Here is an 18,743-nt window from a genome sequence, read left to right on the forward strand (position 1 = left end):
CGTTCATGTGATGGGAGCAGGGCGGCCCAGCGTGCCGGTTAGCTTCACGACCACCGCACAAGGAGGTCCAATTGTTGGGGAAGTGCCCGGGCACCGCGCTCGCGACCGGCTCGCTCGTGCTCCTGCTGACGAGCACCGCATCGGGGTCTCCGGCCGCGCAGGCCGAGCCGGAGTGGACGAGCCGGGAACTCGCACCCGGCGTCGAGGTCCGCAGTGGTGTGTTCGGTGCTCCTTCCGGCGATCAGCGCTGGACCGTGACGGTCCGGATCCCTGGCGGCTCGGGGTCCGGTGGCTCGGACCCGGATGCCCCGGCGACGGAGCTGGGCACCGAGGCCGACGCCCACGCGCTCGGCCGGGAGCTGACCGGCGCCGGGTTCGCGCCCCGGGTGGAGCAGGTCGCCTGGCCGATGTTCGCCGACACACCGCGCGGCGCGCTGGGCTGGCGCGTGCGGGTGGGCGAGTTCGGCACCAAGGACCAGGCGAGCGCTGAAGCGAGCAGGATCGCGGCGGCCGGACACCAGGCGGCCGCGGACTGGACCGGCTACGACGGCGAGTCGGCCGGAGGCCCCTGGCGCGTGCACGTCGCGGTGGTGGATCCGAAGCGGTTCGGCGGCCGCGTGCAGGCTTCCCACGGGCAGGCCGTGACCGGCCGCGAGACCACCTCGGCGATGTCCTCGGCGGCCAACGCCGTGGTCGGCGTCAACGGCGGCTTCTTCACCATGCAGGACGAGGACGGCATCCCCGGCGAGCCCGCCGGCGTCGGCGTCTACGGCGGGCGGCTCCAGAGCGAGGCCACCAACGGCCGGGTGGCTCTTCGGCTGGGCCGGTCCCCGAAGATCGAGCAGCTCGCCACCGCCGTGTCGGTGCGTTCGGGCCGCGCGCAACGCGTGGTGAACGGGATCAACCGCAAACCCGGCATCATCCGCAACTGCGGACAGCCCGGGGGCGTGCCCACCGAGCGACCGCAGCACGACGTCACGTGCACCAACCCCGACGAGCTCGTACTGCTCACGCCGCAACTGGGCGGGCAGGCCCCGGCCGGCGAGGGCGTCGAGGCCGTGCTCGACGCCCAGTACCGGGTCACCGCCCTGCGCCCACGTGGCGGTCCGGTTCCAGCCGACGGCCATGTCCTGCAAGGGATCGGCAACGGCGCGACCTGGCTGACCGACCACGCCAGGACCGGCACCCCGCTCGTCGTCGACCAGCAGGTCCGCGCAGGCAGGAGCGCGGTTCCGCTGGCGGGCAACGACATCGTCAACGGCGGTCCGTGGTTGGTGCGCGACGGGCGGGAGTACGTGGACGCGGCCACCGACGGCATCGTGCATCCGGATGACCCCTCTTTCGTCTACGGGTGGGGAGTGCGGCGCCAGCCGCGCACCATGGCCGGCATCGACGAGGCGGGCCGCCTGCTGCTGGTCACCGTCGACGGGCGCCAGCCGGACAGCAGCGCGGGCTTCACCCTGCTGGAAGCGGCGCGCTTCATGCGTTCGCTGGGCGCCGTGGACGCGATGAACCTCGACGGCGGCGGCTCGACCTCGTTCGTCGTCGACGGAAAGCTGGCCAACTCCCCGTCCGACCCCACCGGCGAACGTGCCGTCGGAGACGCCCTGGTGGTCGTCCCCGGGCGCTGAGGCCCGGCGACCGGACAGGTCGTTAGGGCCTGATCTCGTAGACGAGGTTGAACGGGGTCTGCGTGGCGCGCCGGAACCGGGTGAAACCGGCGTCGGCGGCCACTCGGCGGGTCGCGCTCTCGCCGGCCTGGGCACCGAGCGCGTATCCGCCCGGCTGGGAAAGGGCGTTGGGCACGCAGAGGAACGTGGAGCCGCTGTAGTACAGCCGTCCGACGGGGTTGAAGTTGTCCTCCACGTCGTCGGCGGCGTTGGGCTCGACCAGCAGCCAGGTCCCGTCCGGTGCCAGCGCCCGCCGCACCTGGCGGGCGGCACCGAGCGGGTCGCCCATGTCGTGCAGGCAGTCGAACATCGTCACCAGGTCGAAGTCGCCGCCGGTGAAGGACTGCGCGGTGGAGACCTCGAAGGTGACCCGGTCGGTGACCCCGGCCCTGGCGGCCTGCTTGCGGGCCAGCTCGATCGACTCGGCGTGGTAGTCCGAGCCGACGACGGTGGTGCGCGGGTATGCCTGGGCGATCAGCACCGAGGTGGAGCCGAGTCCGCAGCCGAGGTCGGCCACCCGGGCACCGGCGGTGAGCTTCGCGTCGACCCCCTCCAGCGCCGGGATCCAGCTCGCGACCAGCTCGGCCACGTAGCCGGCCCGGTAGAAGGCGTCGCAGCCGACGAAGACGTCCTCGTGGTGCTCGTGCCAGCCGAACCCGGCACCGGTGCGGAACGCTTCGGTGATCCGGGGTTCGGCGCGCAGCATGCCCAGCGCGACGAGGAACGCGGCGGGCAGGTTCGGGCCGTTCGGGTCGGCCAGGCAGAACGCCTGTTCCTCGCTGAGCGAGAACTCCCCGGTCGCCGGGTCGTAGCCGACGTAGCCGCCGGCGGCCTGACCGCGCAGCCACTCGGTGAGGTAACGCAGGTCGTACCCGGTCCGCTCGGCGAACTGGTCGGGCGTCGCCGGGGCCTGCGCCAGCGCGCGGTAGAGGCCGAGCCGGTGACCGATCACGACCGAGCCGGCGGCCTCCGTCGCGGCCAGGTCGGTGACGAACCGCCCGAGGAACTCGTCGACCTTGCTGTGGTCCATCGCGGCCCCCTCCCGTCGGCCCGGACTCACACCGCTCTAGCACCGCCCGCACCGGTGCCGTAGGGCCGACAGACCCTGCTCATCCGGTGGTGGCCCTGCTGGGTGGCGGAGATACCGTCAGGTGTGGACGACACCTGGGCCGGTTTGGCCGACCAGTTCGCCGACGAGGCTTACGCCTCGGTGAAGGGGCGCGTGCGCACCTACGTGTTGCACCAGCAGCTGCTCGAGCATCTGCCGCCGCCTCCGGCGCCGGTGCTCGACGTCGGCGGCGGCGCGGGCCACCAGTCGTTTCCGCTGGCCCAGGCCGGCTACGACGTGACGTTGCTCGACCCGTCGTCGGCGATGCTGGACAAAGCCCGACACCGACTCCAGCGGCTGTCCGGTGAAGCCCGGCGACGGGTGACGCTCCTGGAGGCCGACGGCGAGAACGCCGCAGAGGCGGTGAACGGCCGGCGCTTCGCCACCGTGCTGTGCCACGGCGTGCTCGGCTACCAGGAGCAGCCGGAGCCGTTGGTCGACCAGCTTTGCCGGTGCGCTGCCCCCGACGGCGTGGTCTCGATCATGGCGGGCAACGCGAACGCGATGGCGGTGCGCCCGGCCCTGGAACGGCGGTGGGACGACGCTCTGGCGTCGTTCGACGCCCGCGGCGAGGTCGGGGTGCTGGGAGTGCCGACCCGAGCCGACACGGTGGAGGAGCTCAGCGCGCTCGTGCGGGACCGCGGCGTGGAGCCACTGCGCTGGTACGGGGTGTGGCTGTTCGTCGACTGGCTCGATTTCAGCGGAGCCGAGCTGGACCCGGGCGACTCGAAGGAGGTGGCGGCGGCCGCCGCGGTCGAACTCGAAGCCGGCAGGCGCGACCCCTACCGCCGGCTCAGCCGCGTCTTCCACCTCGTGGGGCGCAAAGTTCCGAGCTGACGGGACAACAGCGGCCAGGTGCTGAGGTCAGCCCGCGCGGTTGCCCCGAAGCGTCGCCCCGGTCCGGGCGTACTGGCCCGGGGCAATGCCCAGGACCCGCTTGAAATGCCGGGTGAGGTGGGACTGGTCGTAGAAGCCGGCCGCGGTCGCCACCTCGCCCGGGGGTCGTCCGTCGAGGAGCAGCCGGCGGGCGAGGTCGACGCGGCGGGACGTCACGTACTGGTGGGGTGCGATGCCGAACGCGGCGCTGAACGCGCGTACGAGGTGCGCCGGGTGGGCGTGCAGCAGGCTCGCGCTCTCGGCCAACGTGGTGCCTTCGAGGAGGCGCTCGTCGAGGATGTCGCGGAGATCCTGTGCGATGCCGCGGCCAGGCACCGCGCCGGCGATGGACGCACTGGGGCGCAGGTGCTCGCGCAGCCGCTGGCCGACGAGGGCCAGGCGGCTCTCCGCCTCGAGCTCGTCTCCCCGGTTGGCGAGTGCGGTGTGCAGCTGTCCGACACGTGCGCGCAGCACGGGATCGGTGAGGTCCGGACCGTCGACCGCCGGCCCGATGAAGCTCTCGTCCAGCAGCGTCGTGTCGAGGTAGAGCACCCGCTTGCGGAAGCCGTGGGAAGTGGCAGCCGAGCCGTTGTGCGGGACGTGCGGGGGCAGCAGGCTGACGGTGTCGCCCGGGGTGCCGCGCTCGTGGTGGTCCAGGTCGTAGCGGACCGCCCCGTCGTCGACGACCAGCAGCGTCCAGGCGTCGTGGACGTGCATGGGGTACACGTGCTCCGTGAAGTGGGCGTGGAGAACCTCCGTGACGCCCGGGACCGACGGGCGCCACGCGGAGATTTCCTGCTGGGACGCCATGCAAAGAACGTACAAGACGACGGGGGCGCGCGGCCCGCACCATCCGGGGCATGAGAACGACGCAAGGGACTGAGAGCCAGGCCGGTGCAGGGGCGGAGAACGCGCCGGTTCGCTTCGACACGAAGATCGCCGTGCTGTTGCGCGACGACCTGGAGTCCTGGCAGCGGCTGAACGTGACCGCCTTCGCCGTCAGCGGCCTCGGCACCGCCGCACCCGAGGTGATCGGCGAGCCGTACGCCGACGCCGACGGCACCGCGTACCTGCCCATGTTCCGCCAGCCCGTGCTGGTCTTCGCGGGAACGAAGGAGGTGCTCACCACCGCGCACGGCCGTGCGCTGTCCCGCTCGTTGCCGACGGCCGTGTTCACCTCGGACCTGTTCGGCACCGGCAACGACCGGGACAACCGGGCAGCCGTGCGGGCGGTGGGCACCGACCGGCTCGACCTGGTGGGAATGGCCGTCCACGGGCCGCGCAACGCGGTGGACAAGGTCCTCAAAGGGGCGCGGTTGCACCCCTGAGACGCCGCGGCACCCTCGTCGGGCCTGCCGTGGCAGGTCCGACGAGGGGTTCTGGCCTTACGGGATCGCCGTGATGCGGTCCGCCGGCGGCGGCGCCACTCCCGGGTGCGCGCGGAGGTAGGCGACGAGCGCGTCGAGGTCCACCGGGCCTCCCGTGATGCCGGTTCCCCCGGTGAACTCGGTGAACCCGTCGCCGCCGCCTGCCAGGAAGTTGTTCACCGCGACCCGGTAGGGCGCGTTCGGGTCGACCGGCTGACCGGCGATGGTGATGCCGGAGACCTTCGAACCGACCGGCGCGGATGCCGAGTAGGTGTAGCGCAACGTGGCCGAGACCTGCAGGACGCGCGTCGCGCCCGGCTGCCACTGCTGTTCGAGAACGGCCTTCAGCTGCGCGCCGGTCAACGTCATCGTCTGCATGACGTTGCCGAAGGGCTGCACCGCGTACGCCTCGCCGTAGGTCACCACCCCGTCGCCCTCACCGGCGGGGGAAGAGGCGTGCACGAGGTCGGTCCTGATCCCGCCCGGGTTGGTGATGGCGACCTGCGCACCGCCCGCGGCGGTCGCCTCCAGCTGCGCATCGGCGATCACGTCGCCGAGCGGGGACTCACCGGAGGGCGCGGCCTGGCGCACGAGGTCCGCCGCGATCGTGCCGACCGTGCGGTTGGCGATCGGCCCCGCCTTCGCCGCGGCCTCGTCGATCAGCCGCTGCGCGACGGGATCGGGCGGCACGTCCCGGGTGACGACCTCGTTGCGCGCCCGGGTCCGCGCACGCACCACGTCCTGGCTCTTCTTGTCGATCGTCAGGTCGGCCACCGACAGCAGCCGGCCGAACGAGGCGCCCTGCAGCAGGGTCCGCGGGTTGCCCGCGGGGTCGTTCACCACGCAGTTGTACTGCTGGTGGCTGTGCCCGGTGAAGATCACGTCAACCTTCGGCGAGGCGTGCGCGGCGATCTCCGATGCCGGGCCCGGTGTCACGCGGCAGTCGTCGGGGCCGCCGCCCTCGGTGTTGTCGCCCTGGTGCAGCAGTACGGCCTGGACCTTCACCCCGAAGCGGTCCAGCAGGTCGGCGGTGCGGTCGATCGCCTCGACCTCGTCGCCGAACTCGAGCCCCTCGACCGCCTCCGGCGTGACCATCGCGGGCAGGTCCTCCAGGGTCGCCCCGATGATCCCGACCGGCGTGCCGCCGACCCGCTCGATGCTGAACGGCAGCAGGGCGGGCCTACCGTCGTCGAACGTGACGTTCGCGCCCAGGTAGGGGAAATCCGCCCCGTCGTAGGAGTCGCGGAACTGGCACCCGTCGGCCGGGTGGCAACCCCCGGACTGGATGCGCCGCAGCTCGGCGTAGCCCTCGTCGAACTCGTGGTTGCCCGCGACGGACGCGCGGACCCCGAGCTCGTTGAGCAGGCCGATGGTCGGCTCGTCGTGGAACAGCGCCGACTTCACCGGCGACGCGCCCACGTTGTCCCCCACCGAGAGCACCACCGAGTTCGGGGCCTCGTCGCGCAGCCGGCCCACGTGCGTCGCGAGGTAGGCGGCACCTCCGGCGTCCACGGTCCTGCTGTCGGGCAACGTCACCCGTCCGGACGAACCCGCCGGCGGATCGAGGTTGCCGTGCAGATCGTTGAACGCGATCAACCGGACGTCCACCGTCCCACCTGCCGCACTCACCGGTGCCCCCGGCAACGCCATGGTGGCCAGCAACGCGGCCCCGGCCATCGCGGCACCGCGGCCCAACGGACTTCGTCCCACAGCCTTCCTCCCGAAGAGTCCACGCGAGCCCCAGGTGAGGGGGTCCGACCGCTGATCTTGCTCGTTCGAACGGGCGAAAACCAGCACTTCGCGTCGACTTCAGGTGAACGCGCCGCCACCCGGAAGCGGCACGGTGGCGTGGTGGCCGGTCACCGGTCTCGGCCGCGGTCAGGCGCCGGGGGCGCGGAAGTCGAGGCTCTTGCGCGCGGCCTCGTCGATCTCCTCGGGGCGCAGGAGCCGCACCGCTCTGGACGTGACGGCCCCGGTGGCCCGCACCGCCATGGCCGTGGCGGCCATGGAGACGTCGTCGGGCATGTCGACGACGATGTGGAAGTCGTCGGGGCCGAACGCGAAGTACATCGACTCGAGCGTTCCGCCGCACGAGCTGAGGACCCGCTCGACGGCCTCCCGCCGCCCGGTGCCACCCTCGGCGAGCACCCCCTTCGTGCCCTCGGCTGTGTAGCTGCCCTGCACCAGGTACTTCGGCATGTCGCTCCCCCATCCGCCGTGCGGCCGCCCGCGGCCGCGGTTCGGCTCCCACCCTCGGACACGAGAGCGGGCTCGGCCATTCGGAGGGCTGGCCGGGGTCCGCGCCCACGAGCGGTGTTCAGGCCCGGAAACCGGGGCGGCGTTCGGCCAGCCGCTCCCGCAGCGGCGCGTAGTCGTGGTCGGGGAACAGCCTCGGGAAGAGGTCGAGCATGATCTCCATGAACCGCCCGGAAACCCTGAACTCACCGTCGTCGTGCATCGAGACGTCGGTGAACAGGAACTGCCAGCCGAAGGTTCCCTTCGTGATGCGCAGCGTTTCGAGGTATCCGGGGTAGTCGAGGTCCATCCGGTGGTAGCCCTTGGTCGTCGCGTCGAACCACAGCTCGGGATTGGCCACGCCGGGCTGGATCCGCAGCATCGAGAGATGCCCGACTCCGGTCTCCCCGGTTCCGTCGAAGCTCCGCAGCTCGGAATAGAGCTGCCGTTCTTCAGGAGACGGGTCGTAGAGGCGCGCCACGAGCGGACCCCCGTGGACCGCCTGGTGGATGTTGAGCAGGTCGAACTCCCCGGCGATGAGCGATTCCTCCTCGTACTCCGGGTGGGGGACGTCCCACACCGCCGCGATGCTGGAAAAGCGCAGGTGGTAGCTCTTCAGCGACGGGTCGAGCTCGATGCCGTCCCGTTCGGCCAGTTCGGCGAACACCTGGTCGGCGTCAGCGGTGGTATCCAGCTCGCACGGTTCGCCCTGGTCGAGCCTGATGTCCGGGCACCTGCGCAGCTCCTCCAGCACACTGAGCCATGTGGTCTCGTACGCGGTCAGCTCGGTCATGCGCCGCTCCTCCTCTGTGGATTGATCAACTGCTGCGACGCGGCGCACGAGCGGCTGGTTCCCCCGGACCGGCTTTCACACCGCTGCGCGGCGGGCCCTCCGCGCAGAGATCGACCCGGACGGACCGAAGTCCGTCCGGGTCGATCGCCTTGGCAGGAGCCGGGGTTCAGTGCACGGTGGCTTTCTCCGCCCCCGCTCCCGTGAGCGAACGCACCTCCATCTCCGCGTACTTGTCCTCGTTGTGCTCCCGGGAGAGCACCGTGCCCAGCCAGCCGAAGAAGAACGACAGCGGGATGGACACCAGACCCGGGTTCTGCAACGGGAACCAGTGGAAGTCGGTTCCGGTCAGCATCGCCTCGTCGCCACCGGAGACAGCCGGGGAGAACACGATCAGCACGACCGTGGCCGCCAGTCCACCGTAGATGCTCCACAGCGCTCCGGAGGTGTTGAACCGCTTCCAGAACAGCGAGTACAGGATCGTCGGCAGGTTCGCCGACGCGGCGACGGCGAAGGCCAGTGCGACGAGGAACGCGACGTTCTGGTTGCGCGCCAGGATGCCGCCGACGATCGCGACGGCACCGATCACCACCGCGGTGATCCGCGCGACCCGGACCTCCGCGGCCTTGTCCTCGACCTGCCCCTTCTTGATCACGTTCGCGTAGATGTCGTGGGCGAAGGAGGCCGAGGCGGTGATGGTCAGCCCGGCGACGACCGCGAGGATCGTCGCGAAGGCGACCGCCGCGATGAAGCCGAGCAGCACCGGGCCGCCGAGCGCCTGCGCGAGCAACGGTGCCGCCGAGTTGGACGAACCCGGAGCGCTCTTGATCGCCTCCGGCCCGACGATGGCTCCGGCGCCGTAGCCGAGCACCAGCGTGAACAGGTAGAACAGACCGATCAGCCAGATCGCCCAGACCACCGAACGGCGGGCTTCCTTGGCTGTCGGGACGGTGTAGAACCGCATCAGCACGTGCGGCAGACCGGCGGTTCCGAGCACGAGCGCCAAGCCCAGGGAGATGAAGTCGAGCTTGCTCGTCTCGCTCTTGCCGTACTTCGCGCCGGGGTTGAGCAGCTTCTCCCCCGTTTCCCCGGCCCGGTCGACCGCCGCCTGCATCACGGCCGAGAGGTCGAACCCGAACATGCCGAACACCCACAGGGTCATCGCCGCCGCACCGCTGATCAGCAGTGCCGCCTTGATGATCTGCACCCATGTCGTGCCCTTCATGCCGCCGACCAGCACGTAGACGATCATGATCACACCGACGATCGCGATCACCACGGCCTGCCCCGTGCCGCTGGTGATGCCCAGCAGCAGCGAGACCAGCACACCTGCTCCCGCCATCTGCGCCAGCAGGTAGAAGAAGCTGACCGCGAGCGTCGAGGTGGCCGCCGCGGCGCGCACCGGGCGCTGCCGCATCCGGAACGCCAGGACATCGCCCATCGTGTACTTGCCGGTGTTGCGCAGCAGCTCCGCGACCAGCAGCAGGGCCACCAGCCAGGCGACCAGGAAGCCGATCGAGTACAGGAAGCCGTCGTAGCCGTACACCGCGATCGCGCCGACGATGCCGAGGAACGAGGCCGCCGACAGGTAGTCACCTGAGATCGCGATTCCGTTCTGCGGCCCGGAGAACGCGCGACCGGCGGCGTAGTAGTCCGACGCGGTCCGGGTGTTGCGGCTGGCGCGCAGCACGATGACGAGGGTGATGACGACGAAGGCGGCGAAGATGCTGATGTTCAGCAGCGGGCTGCTGCCCTCCACGCCTTGCGCGAGGTTGTTCATCGCTCAGCCCCCTCGACCTCGGCGCGGATCCGGTCGGCCACCGGATCCAGGTGCCGGTTCGCGAACCGCACGTACAGCGCGGTGATGACGAACGTGGACACGAACTGGAGCAGCCCCAGCACCAGGCCCACGTTGATGTTGCCGACCAGCTTGATGGACATGAAGCCTTGCGCGTAGTCGGCCAGCAGCACGTACACCAGGTACCAGGCGAGGAAGAACGCGGTCATCGGGAACACGAACCCCCGGAGGCGGTGGCGGAGAACGCGGAACTCCGCACTCTCGTGCACTTCGCGCCACACGTCCGCACTGGGCGCTGGCTCAGCTCGCTCACTCCTAGTCACGACAGCCTCCTAACGAGTGGTGCGCGACACGTTAGGCGCGTCACACTCGCGGGAGAACCGATGACGGTCCGATAGACGACGGGTACGACGAACGGTCCACGAACGGCATCAGGAACGGGTCGAACGGTTTCGCGAAGCCCGCGCGGGAGACCGGTACCGCGGCGTTCCGGAAGGGCTCACCGCACCCGCTGCGCCGACCTGGACTCCTCGTCGAGGTGCAGCCGCAGCATGGCCGCCTCGGCCCACGGGGGCGGATACCCGCGCAACGAGACCACCACCATCGTGGCGAACGCCAGCGGCACCGCCCAGGGTGCGGGCTGGGCGACCAGAATCGCCAGCCAGCCCGGCAGCGGCGGGCCGAACAGGGTCGCCGCGATGGCCGCCGACGACGCCGTCAGACCGACCAGCACCCCGCTGAGCGCGCCCGCGCTGGTCAGCCGCCGCCACCAGATGCCCAGCACCAGCAACGGGCAGAACGTGGCCGCGGCGACCGAGAAGCCCCAGGTGACCAGCGTCCCCGCCGCCAGGTGCGTGGCCTGCAGCGCGAGCAACACCACCACCGCCGCAGCCAGCACGACCGCGACGCGCAGCTGGCCGAGACCACCCGCGGCCAGGTCGTGCGAGATCGCCCCGGACACCACCAGCAGCAGACCCAGCGACGTGGCCAGGAACGCCGCGAAAGCACCGCCGGTGAGCAGCGCAGTGAAAAGCGTGCCCTGCCACCCCGCGTCCACCTGCGTGGGCAGTGCGACGACGAGCACGTCGGTCACGCCCGACAGGTAGAGGTGGGGCACCAGCACCCTGCCGAGCGCTCCGTAGATCCCCGGGAACAGGTAGAAGACTCCGAGCAGCACGACGGTGAGCGCCGCGGTCCGGCGGGCCGACCTGCCGTCCGGGCTGGTGTGGAAGCGGACCAGTACGTGCGGCAGGCCCATGGTGCCGAACATCGTCGCCACCAGCACCGCCCACGTGCCCAGCAGCGGGTGTTCGGCGTTCTCCAGGTCGAGCAGCGGACGCCGCCAGTCGTGCCCGCCCGGCACGTCGGCGCCGCGCAACCCGGGCACGGGGGCGCCGCTGCCGAAGACCACCGTGCGCCCGGCGGTGATCTCGTGCTCTCCGACCGGGAGCACCGAAACGGCACCGTCCGGGCCGCGCACCGGCGTCGGCTCGCCGACCTCCAGCACCACGTCCACCTGGAACACCACCGGGGTGTCCTCGGCGAACCGGGTGATCTCGACGGGGTGCAGGGCGTCGTGGCGAACCGACGGGCCTGCTTGCAGCAGCAACCACACCGCGGGCACGATGAACAGCGTCAGCTTCAGGCAGAACTGGAACGCCTGGACGTAGGTCGCGGCCCGCATCCCGCCGAGCGCCAGCGTCGCGCTCACCACCGTGCCGGCCAGCACCACGCCCACCCAGTACGGCGTGCCGCTGACCACGCTCAGCACCAGACCCGCCGTCCGGAACTGGGGCACCAGGTACAGCCCGGCGATGATCAGCACGACGACCGCGGCCACCCGCCGCAGACCGGGCGAGGCCAGCCGCGCCTCGGCGAAGTCGGGGACCGTGAGGGCTCCCGACCGCCGCAGCGGAGCGGCGACGAGCACCAGCATCGCGATGTAGCCCGCGGTGAACCCGACCGGATACCACAGCGCGCCCACGCCGTCGGACAACATGATCCCGGCGACGCCCAGGAACGACGCCGCGGAGAGGTACTCGCCGGAGACGGCCGCGGAGTTGACCAGCGGGGAGACCTGGCGCGAAGCGACCAGGAAGTCCGAGGTGGTGCGCATCGCCGCCACACCCCGCAGGCCGATCAGCAGCGTCAGCAGGACGATCAGCGCCACCGCGACCGCGGCGGACATCAGCGGTCCTCCGCCTTGTCGGCCCGGCGCAGCTGCCACCAGGCCAGCGCCGCCATCGCCGGGAAGGGCACGACCACCAGCAGCAGCCACGAGAGCGGGATGCTGTACAGCCGGACCTCGTCGAGCGCGGGCGCCAACGCGAACAGGACCGGCAACCCGAACAGCAGGGTGAACAGCGCCGACAGCGTCACCGCTCCCCTCCTGCTCTGGGCCAGGTACAGCCGTCGGGCACGCCGGGCCTCGGCGGGGTCCAGCCTCGGTGCCCGCCAGCGGCGGCGCACCACGCGGCGGGCATGCGCGACCCGCGTCTGCGGGCTCATCACGGTGACCCGCCTGCGACCGCTCATCACTCGCTCCGGACGGACCGCGCGAGCTCGGTGCGCTGGGCGTCACGCAGCAGCCTCTCGCGCAGGTCCCGCGCGTGCCGCCTGCTGACCGGGACGTCGCCGACGTCGGTGTGCGCGATCAGCGCTCCGGTCGTGTCGCTGCGCAGCTCGCGCACGGCGGCGAGCGACACCAGGAAGCTGCGGTGCACCCGCGAGAAGCCGGCGTCGCCCCAGTACTCCTCCAGCCTGGAGATCGGCATCCGCACGACGTGCACCCCGCTCGGGGTGTGCAGGCGGACGTAGTCGCCCTGGGCCTCGGCGAAGCGAACCTCGCTGCGCCGCACGTAGCGGGTCCGGCCCGCTGCCTCCACCGGCAGCGCCGCCATCGCGTCCGGCGGCTGCGGCGCGGGCTGCTCGGCGCTCGCGGGCTCCTCCGGGCCCGGGGCCAGCATCTTGCCCACGCGCTCCAGGGCGGCCGACAGGCGCTCGACGCGCACCGGTTTGAGCAGGTAGTCCACCGCGCCGATGTCGTAGGCCGTCACGGCGTGGCGGTCGTAGGCGGTGACGAACACGATGGCGGGCGGATCGGCCAGCTTGGCCAGCAGGGTGGCCAGCTCCAGCCCGTCCAGCCCCGGCATCGAGATGTCCAGGAACACCGCGTCGAAGCGGGCGGTCCGGATCATCTTCAGGGCGGCGACCGCGTCCGCGGCGCCGGCGACCTCGGCCACCTCCGGCGCCTCCCGCAGCAGCCTGCACAGCTCCTCGAGCGCGGGGGCCACGTCGTCGACGGCCAGAACGCGCAGTCCTGCGGACATCACGGCACCACCCCCGGTTGGAACCGGGGTACCCGGACGACCACCCGGGTACCCGCGCCTTCGGCGGTCTCGACGACCAGCCCGTACCACGCTCCGTACACGGTGCGCAGCCTGCGGTCGACGCTGGCCAGCCCCATGCTCTCCGTCGAGCCCTGCCCGGCCAGCAGCGCCTGCGCGCGGGCCGGGTCCATGCCGACGCCGTCGTCCTCCACGCTGATCACCAGGTCGGTGCCCTCGGCCTCGCCCTGCACCTGGACCAGGCCGGTGCCCTGCCCGTCCGGGGTCAGCCGGGGCTCGACCCCGTGCCGCACCGCGTTCTCCACCAGCGGTTCGAGCACCAGGTACGGGATGGCGACCGCGAGCACCTCCGGCGCGACCCTGATCTGCACCTTCAGCCGGTCGCCGAGCACCGCGCGCTGCAGCCCGAGGTAGGTCTCGATCGCGTGGAACTCGTCGGAGACCGTGGTGTACTCCCGGTGCCGGGCCAGGCCGTAGCGGATGAAGTCGGCGAAGTCGAGCATCAGCTCGTGCGAGCGGTCGGGGTCGGACCGCACCAGCGAGGCGATCACGGTCATCGCGTTGTACATGAAGTGCGGCGAGATCTCCGCGCGCAGTGCCCGCATCTCGGCCTGCGCGGCCAGGTCGGCGGAGTGCTCCAGCCGGGCCCGTTCCAGGGCGGCCTCGGTCCAGGCCGCCACCTCGCGCACCGCGGTCATCCGGGTGTCGCCGTCCACCACGAGCACCCCGGCGAGCTCCTCGAACGCGTGCAGCGGCATCGCCACCAGCGGAGGACGACCGCTGCGGTCCTCGGTGTCGAGCACGTCGGCCACCAGCCGCTCCGCGTCCGGCGCCGTCCGCGGGCTGCCCGACCAGCGCACCGCTCCGGACAGGTCGGCGAGCCCCACGGCGCGGACCCCGAGCAGTTTGCGCAGGTCACGGGCCGCGGCCGAGGCCCGCGGGCCCGCGGCGCCCTCGCGGAGGTCGTCGACCACCCGGCGAGCGATGTGCAGCACCGACGCCGTCGCGGTGCGCGAACGCGGCCACCACGCCCCGAGGAGCTCGTGGTGGAGCGTGCGGTCGGCGGGCACCGGCATCGTCGCTCCCATCGCCGTCGACAGGATGCCTGGATGTTAGTTCCGTTCAGGCCACCCGGGCGAGGGACCCTCTCATCGACCGTTCGTCGCGCGCTGGACGCGTTCTGTCGTGACTGTCCGGCATCCCGTCGCGAGAAGCGTGCCGGGACTCACTCGATCCACTTACGTTGGCCGACACGCAAAGTGAGGTTCCGCCACCGGCGCCCCACACAAGGTGAGTTCGAGACAGGCACTGAGCACAGTGAGGGAGTGGTCGTGACCATCGACGCTGAGAACGCGAGGTCCGCGGACGATGTGGCGTTCCCGCCGTCCGGGGAGTTCGCCGCCCAAGCCAATGCGACGTCGGAGCTCTACGCCCAGGCCGACGCCGACCGCGAGGCGTTCTGGGCCGACCAGGCCCGCCACCTGCACTGGGACACCGAGTGGGAGCAGGTGCTGGACTCCTCCGGCGCCCCGTTCGCCAAGTGGTTCGTCGGCGGCAAGCTCAACGTCGCCTACAACTGTGTGGACCGCCACGTCGAGGCCGGCAACGGCGACCGGGTGGCCATCTACTGGGAGGGCGAACCGGGCGACTCCCGCGCCATCACCTACGCCGAACTGGCACGCGAGGTGGCCCGCACGGCCAACGCGCTGGCCTCGCTCGGTGTCGGCGCGGGCGACCGGGTCGCGATCTACCTGCCGATGCTGCCCGAAGCGGTCTACTCGATGCTGGCCTGCGCCCGGCTGGGCGCCCTGCACAGCGTCGTGTTCGGCGGGTTCTCCTCCGAAGCGCTGCGCACCCGCATCAACGACGCCGAGGCCAAGGTCGTCATCACCGCCGACGGCCAGTACCGCCGCGGCAAGGCCATGCCCCTCAAGACCAACGTCGACGAGGCCGTGGCCGCCACCCCCAGCGTCGAACACGTCCTCGTGGTCCAGCGCACCAAGACCGACGTCGAGTGGAACACCGACCGCGACAAGTGGTGGCACGAGACCGTCGAAGGCCAGCCCGAGGCCCACACCCCGGAGTTCTTCGACGCCGAGCACCCGCTGTTCATCCTCTACACCTCCGGCACCACCGGACGCCCCAAGGGCATCCTGCACACCTCCGGCGGCTACCTCACCCAGGCCGCCTACACCCACCGCACCGTCTTCGACCTCAAACCCGACACCGACGTCTACTGGTGCACCGCCGACATCGGCTGGGTCACCGGCCACACCTACATCGTCTACGGGCCACTGGCCAACGGCGCCTCCCAGGTCATCTACGAAGGCACCCCCAACACCCCGCACGAAGGCCGCCACTGGGAAATCGTGGCCAAGTACGGCGTCACGCTCTACTACACCGCGCCCACCACCATCCGCACCTTCATGAAATGGGGCGCCGAGATCCCCGCCCGCTACGACCTGTCCTCACTGCGGGTCCTCGGCAGCGTCGGTGAACCGATCAACCCCGAGGCCTGGATGTGGTACCGCGAACACATCGGCGGCAACCACGCCCCCATCGTCGACACCTGGTGGCAAACCGAAACCGGCGCGATCATGATCTCGCCGCTGCCCGGCGTCACCGCCACCAAACCCGGCTCCGCCCAGGTCCCACTGCCCGGCATCTCCGCCAAGGTCGTCAACGAGCAGGGCGAGCAGGTCGGCCCCGGCGGCGGCGGACTGCTCGTGCTCGACCAACCCTGGCCCGCGATGCTGCGCGGCATCTGGGGCGACGACGACCGCTACCGCGAAACCTACTGGTCCAAATTCGCCGACAAGGGCTACTACTTCGCCGGCGACGGCGCCAAATACGACGACGACGGCGACCTCTGGCTACTCGGCCGCGTCGACGACGTCATGAACGTCTCCGGCCACCGGATCTCGACCACCGAGGTCGAATCCGCCCTGGTCTCCCACCCCACCGTGGCCGAGGCCGCCGTGGTCGGCGCCAGCGACCCCACCACCGGACAAGGCATCGTCGCCTTCGTCATCCTGCGCGGCGGCACCGACGACGAAGCCTCCGGCGAAGCCGCCATCAAGGCCCTGCGCGACCACGTCGCCCACGAAATCGGCCCCATAGCCAAACCCCGCCAGATCATGGTCGTGCCCGAACTCCCCAAAACCCGCTCCGGCAAGATCATGCGACGGCTCCTGCGCGACGTCGCCGAAAACCGCGAAATCGGCGACGTCTCCACCCTCGCCGACCCCTCCGTCATGGACCTCATCTCGGCCGGACTCGGCACATCCCGCGACGACTGAAGACCACCACGGTCCGACGCGACACGAGCGTGCCCGCACGAGAAGGTGCGGGCACGCTCGGGGGACTGCGGGTCACACGTGCAGTGCGAAGTCCCGCCAGCTCTTCCCCTCGGCCGGTTCGGTGTCGACCCACAGCGCGGTGACGCAGTCGGGGCAGACGTAGGCGACGGCCGTCAGCGACTCGTGGATGCGCACGTCGCCGCCCAGGTCCTCCGGCCCGAGCGACACCCGGCCCGCGATGCCTTCCCAGCCCTGCGCCAGGCTGCCGAGCACCGCGCCGCAGTGGCGGCACCCGGCTGTCGGTCCCGCCTGACCAGGCCAGGTCACCAGCGAGGCACCCCAGATCCCGGTGGGTTCACCCTCGACCGCGCCGTCGCCGGGGCGGGAGGCGGGCGGGGTCATGCGGGCGCGCCGGGACTCCCGGATCCGCTCCCGGCACGTCCTCGTGGCGTCCTCGTCGACCGTGCCGCTCTCGGTGACGACGACACCGTGGAGGCGGGCAGCGGCCTCCCGGCTCACCGCCCGCGCCGCGACGTCGGCGGCCACCTTCGCGGGGTCACGCAGCAACGGGTCGCCGTAGCCGCCGCCGTTCTGCACGGTGCACTCGAAGACGTCGCCATGGGCGACCTGCGCCGCCGGCGCGACGCCGGGCAGGACCTCGGGCGTGCCGTCGAGGTCGGCGAGCTCGCCGATGGCACTGCCGGCGGCGAGACGTTCGAGCGCACCGGCGTCGACGACCCGCTCGAACCGGGCGCACGAGCCCGGCAGACCGCCGAACAGCCCGGTCCGGTTGGGCAGGGCGACGCCGTGCGTGCCGAGCACGCCGGTCACACCGGTCGTGTCGATGGGCGTCAGCGCGAACTGCACGCCGTTGCCGCCGCGGTAGGTGCCGGCGCCACCGGAGTCGGGGACCTGGCGCCGCCACAGGTAGAGCAGCGGGTGCCGCATCTCCTGCTGTTCGACGTTGGTGGCCCCGCCGCCGAGGATGACCATCGCTCCCCCGGCGTCCACGCCGTCGCGGAAGGAGAACGCGGGCCCGCCCCACAGCAGCGAGTCCATGTACATCGAGGCGAAGGGCTCCCCGTACTGGTCGACACCGCCGAACTGGGTGAGCTGCCAGGAGCCGTCGCTCGGCCCGAACGCGAAGCTCTCGTACTTCTCCGAGAAGCTGAGCATCTTCGCGAGCGCGCCGCCCGCCGAGCAGGTCGCCGTCCAGTTCGCGCCCGCGGCGCCGCCGCTGACGGGCATCGGCTCGACGGCGGTGACGCACAGCCCGTCGGGGGCGGCGACCTCGACGGGCCGCATGATGCCGTGGTTCCAGGGGATCTCGGAACCGAACGTGCAGAGCATGAGCGTGGCCACCGCGCCGAGCAGCCCGCCGCGGGTGGTCATGCCGTAGGCGGGGCTTTGCGGGCTGGCACCGGAGAAGTCGAAGGAGAGCCGGTCGCCGGTCTTCTCCAGCCGGCACGGGACCTCGAGCAGCTCGATCCCGTCGCCGTCCGGCCGGTCGAGGTAGGAGGTGTGCTCGTAGACGCCGTCCGGCAGCTCGCGCAGCATGGCCCGCAGGTCGGCTTCGCTGTTGTCGATGGTGCGGTCCATGGTCGCGCGCACCTGGCCGGCACCGTAGCGGTCGCACAGCTCGTGGAAGCGCTGCTCGGCGACCCGCAGTCCCGCGAGGAAGGCGCGGAAGTCGTTGGCGACCGTGCCGGACATGCGGGAGTTGAGGACGATGGTGTCCCACAGCTCCTGGTTGACGGTGCCCTTGCGGACGATCCGGCCCGGCGGGATCCGCAGACCCTCCTGGTAGACGTCGGTGGCGGTGGTGCACCAGCTGCCGGGGTCCATGCCGCCGAGGTCGACCTGGTGGGCCATGCAGCCCAGCCACGCGACGATCTCGCCGTCCCGGAACACCGGGCTGCAGAACTGCACGTCGTTCTGGTGCATCGCGGCGATGTAGGGGTCGTTGATGATGAAGACGTCACCGGGCTCGATGTCGTCGTGGCGGCGGAGGAACTCCTCGATCGCCATCGCACCGGTGTAGATCGGGGTGAGCAGGTAGAGGCCGATGATGGACATCTCACCGGAGGCGGTGTAGATGCCGAAGTTGTAGTCCGTGGCGTGCACGACCGGGGAACCGGAGACGTGCTCCACGGTGGTGGCGCCCTCGGTGTTGATGGACCAGAGCTTGTGCCGGATCACCTCGTAGGTCACCGGGTCGATCGCGTCGCTGGCGGTGGTGGGCATGCTCACTCC

Annotated in this window: 16 protein-coding genes; 4 read left to right on the plus strand and 12 right to left on the minus strand. The window is 71.3% G+C overall.

Annotation, left to right across the window (positions count from 1 at the left end; all coding sequences use genetic code 11):
* The first annotated feature begins 71 nt into the window (after positions 1-71).
* Entirely contained in the window at positions 72-1,631 is a 1,560-nt protein-coding gene (locus HUO13_RS25775; RefSeq protein WP_211897623.1) for a phosphodiester glycosidase family protein, read from the plus strand.
* A gap of 22 nt (positions 1,632-1,653) precedes the next feature.
* Here the strand turns inward: HUO13_RS25775 and HUO13_RS25780 are convergent, their stop codons facing one another.
* Complete coding sequence (locus tag HUO13_RS25780; protein WP_211897624.1) at positions 1,654-2,700, minus strand: class I SAM-dependent methyltransferase; 1,047 nt, start codon at positions 2,698-2,700, stop codon at positions 1,654-1,656.
* 123 nt (positions 2,701-2,823) lie between these two features.
* On the opposite strand from HUO13_RS25780, the gene HUO13_RS25785 reads away from it, so the two are divergent.
* Positions 2,824-3,615 carry a class I SAM-dependent methyltransferase gene (locus tag HUO13_RS25785; protein WP_249124050.1) on the plus strand — a complete coding sequence of 264 codons (792 nt, stop codon included), beginning with the start codon at positions 2,824-2,826 and terminating at the stop codon, positions 3,613-3,615.
* A gap of 27 nt (positions 3,616-3,642) precedes the next feature.
* Here HUO13_RS25785 and HUO13_RS25790 read toward each other — a convergent pair whose 3' ends face one another.
* Positions 3,643-4,464 (minus strand): helix-turn-helix transcriptional regulator, encoded by an 822-nt coding sequence (locus HUO13_RS25790; protein ID WP_211897625.1) that lies wholly within the window; start codon positions 4,462-4,464, stop codon positions 3,643-3,645.
* A gap of 50 nt (positions 4,465-4,514) precedes the next feature.
* Here HUO13_RS25790 and HUO13_RS25795 point away from each other — a divergent pair, with 50 nt between their 5' ends.
* Positions 4,515-4,982, plus strand: a complete 468-nt coding sequence (locus tag HUO13_RS25795) for a DUF2000 domain-containing protein (RefSeq protein WP_249124051.1) — start codon at positions 4,515-4,517, stop codon at positions 4,980-4,982.
* A gap of 57 nt (positions 4,983-5,039) precedes the next feature.
* On the opposite strand, the gene HUO13_RS25800 is transcribed toward HUO13_RS25795, so the two are convergent.
* The 9 genes from HUO13_RS25800 to HUO13_RS25840 form a co-directional block, all read right to left on the minus strand.
* The gene (locus HUO13_RS25800) at positions 5,040-6,698 is read right to left on the minus strand and encodes a bifunctional metallophosphatase/5'-nucleotidase (protein ID WP_211903157.1); all 1,659 of its coding nucleotides are present in this window, start codon (positions 6,696-6,698) and stop codon (positions 5,040-5,042) included.
* A 201-nt stretch (positions 6,699-6,899) separates the two neighbouring features.
* The gene (locus HUO13_RS25805) at positions 6,900-7,220 is read right to left on the minus strand and encodes a GYD domain-containing protein (protein WP_211897626.1); all 321 of its coding nucleotides are present in this window, start codon (positions 7,218-7,220) and stop codon (positions 6,900-6,902) included.
* A gap of 118 nt (positions 7,221-7,338) precedes the next feature.
* Positions 7,339-8,049 (minus strand): hypothetical protein, encoded by a 711-nt coding sequence (locus tag HUO13_RS25810; protein ID WP_211897627.1) that lies wholly within the window; start codon positions 8,047-8,049, stop codon positions 7,339-7,341.
* Positions 8,050-8,215: 166 nt separating this feature from the next.
* On the minus strand, positions 8,216-9,826 hold the full coding sequence (locus tag HUO13_RS25815; protein WP_211897628.1) for a solute symporter family protein: 1,611 nt from the start codon (positions 9,824-9,826) through the stop codon (positions 8,216-8,218).
* The gene (locus HUO13_RS25820; RefSeq protein ID WP_211897629.1) at positions 9,823-10,167 is read right to left on the minus strand and encodes a DUF485 domain-containing protein; all 345 of its coding nucleotides are present in this window, start codon (positions 10,165-10,167) and stop codon (positions 9,823-9,825) included. Before HUO13_RS25820 ends, HUO13_RS25815 begins: the two co-directional genes overlap by 4 nt.
* Positions 10,168-10,343: 176 nt before the next feature.
* Positions 10,344-12,032 carry a cation acetate symporter gene (locus HUO13_RS25825; RefSeq protein WP_211897630.1) on the minus strand — a complete coding sequence of 563 codons (1,689 nt, stop codon included), beginning with the start codon at positions 12,030-12,032 and terminating at the stop codon, positions 10,344-10,346.
* Entirely contained in the window at positions 12,032-12,379 is a 348-nt protein-coding gene (locus tag HUO13_RS25830; RefSeq protein WP_211897631.1) for a hypothetical protein, read from the minus strand. Before HUO13_RS25830 ends, HUO13_RS25825 begins: the two co-directional genes overlap by 1 nt.
* Entirely contained in the window at positions 12,379-13,173 is a 795-nt protein-coding gene (locus HUO13_RS25835; protein WP_211897632.1) for a LytR/AlgR family response regulator transcription factor, read from the minus strand. The genes HUO13_RS25830 and HUO13_RS25835 overlap by 1 nt, the downstream gene beginning before the upstream one ends.
* The gene (locus tag HUO13_RS25840) at positions 13,173-14,267 is read right to left on the minus strand and encodes a sensor histidine kinase (protein WP_432757864.1); all 1,095 of its coding nucleotides are present in this window, start codon (positions 14,265-14,267) and stop codon (positions 13,173-13,175) included. The genes HUO13_RS25835 and HUO13_RS25840 overlap by 1 nt, the downstream gene beginning before the upstream one ends.
* A 255-nt stretch (positions 14,268-14,522) precedes the next feature.
* Between HUO13_RS25840 and acs the strand changes: the two genes are divergently transcribed.
* Positions 14,523-16,490 carry an acetate--CoA ligase gene (gene acs, locus HUO13_RS25845; RefSeq protein WP_211897634.1) on the plus strand — a complete coding sequence of 656 codons (1,968 nt, stop codon included), beginning with the start codon at positions 14,523-14,525 and terminating at the stop codon, positions 16,488-16,490.
* Positions 16,491-16,562: 72 nt separating this feature from the next.
* On the opposite strand, the gene HUO13_RS25850 is transcribed toward acs, so the two are convergent.
* The gene (locus HUO13_RS25850) at positions 16,563-18,734 is read right to left on the minus strand and encodes a hydantoinase B/oxoprolinase family protein (RefSeq protein WP_211897635.1); all 2,172 of its coding nucleotides are present in this window, start codon (positions 18,732-18,734) and stop codon (positions 16,563-16,565) included.
* Positions 18,735-18,743 lie beyond the last annotated feature (9 nt).

This window comes from Saccharopolyspora erythraea, from assembly GCF_018141105.1.
Lineage (GTDB): Bacteria > Actinomycetota > Actinomycetes > Mycobacteriales > Pseudonocardiaceae > Saccharopolyspora_D > Saccharopolyspora_D erythraea_A.

What these genes read in the sequence shown, in the direction of transcription:
- HUO13_RS25810 (WP_211897627.1), bottom strand. Translation starts at nt 8,049, where the DNA reads ATGACCGAGCTGACCGCGTACGAGACCACATGGCTCAGTGTGCTGGAG.
- HUO13_RS25850 (WP_211897635.1), bottom strand. Translation starts at nt 18,734, where the DNA reads ATGCCCACCACCGCCAGCGACGCGATCGACCCGGTGACCTACGAGGTG.
- HUO13_RS25830 (WP_211897631.1), bottom strand. Translation starts at nt 12,379, where the DNA reads ATGAGCGGTCGCAGGCGGGTCACCGTGATGAGCCCGCAGACGCGGGTC.
- HUO13_RS25780 (WP_211897624.1), bottom strand. Translation starts at nt 2,700, where the DNA reads ATGGACCACAGCAAGGTCGACGAGTTCCTCGGGCGGTTCGTCACCGAC.
- HUO13_RS25795 (WP_249124051.1), top strand. Translation starts at nt 4,515, where the DNA reads ATGAGAACGACGCAAGGGACTGAGAGCCAGGCCGGTGCAGGGGCGGAG.
- HUO13_RS25835 (WP_211897632.1), bottom strand. Translation starts at nt 13,173, where the DNA reads ATGTCCGCAGGACTGCGCGTTCTGGCCGTCGACGACGTGGCCCCCGCG.
- HUO13_RS25800 (WP_211903157.1), bottom strand. Translation starts at nt 6,698, where the DNA reads ATGGCCGGGGCCGCGTTGCTGGCCACCATGGCGTTGCCGGGGGCACCG.
- HUO13_RS25840 (WP_432757864.1), bottom strand. Translation starts at nt 14,267, where the DNA reads ATGCCGGTGCCCGCCGACCGCACGCTCCACCACGAGCTCCTCGGGGCG.
- HUO13_RS25805 (WP_211897626.1), bottom strand. Translation starts at nt 7,220, where the DNA reads ATGCCGAAGTACCTGGTGCAGGGCAGCTACACAGCCGAGGGCACGAAG.
- HUO13_RS25790 (WP_211897625.1), bottom strand. Translation starts at nt 4,464, where the DNA reads ATGGCGTCCCAGCAGGAAATCTCCGCGTGGCGCCCGTCGGTCCCGGGC.
- HUO13_RS25825 (WP_211897630.1), bottom strand. Translation starts at nt 12,032, where the DNA reads ATGTCCGCCGCGGTCGCGGTGGCGCTGATCGTCCTGCTGACGCTGCTG.
- HUO13_RS25815 (WP_211897628.1), bottom strand. Translation starts at nt 9,826, where the DNA reads ATGAACAACCTCGCGCAAGGCGTGGAGGGCAGCAGCCCGCTGCTGAAC.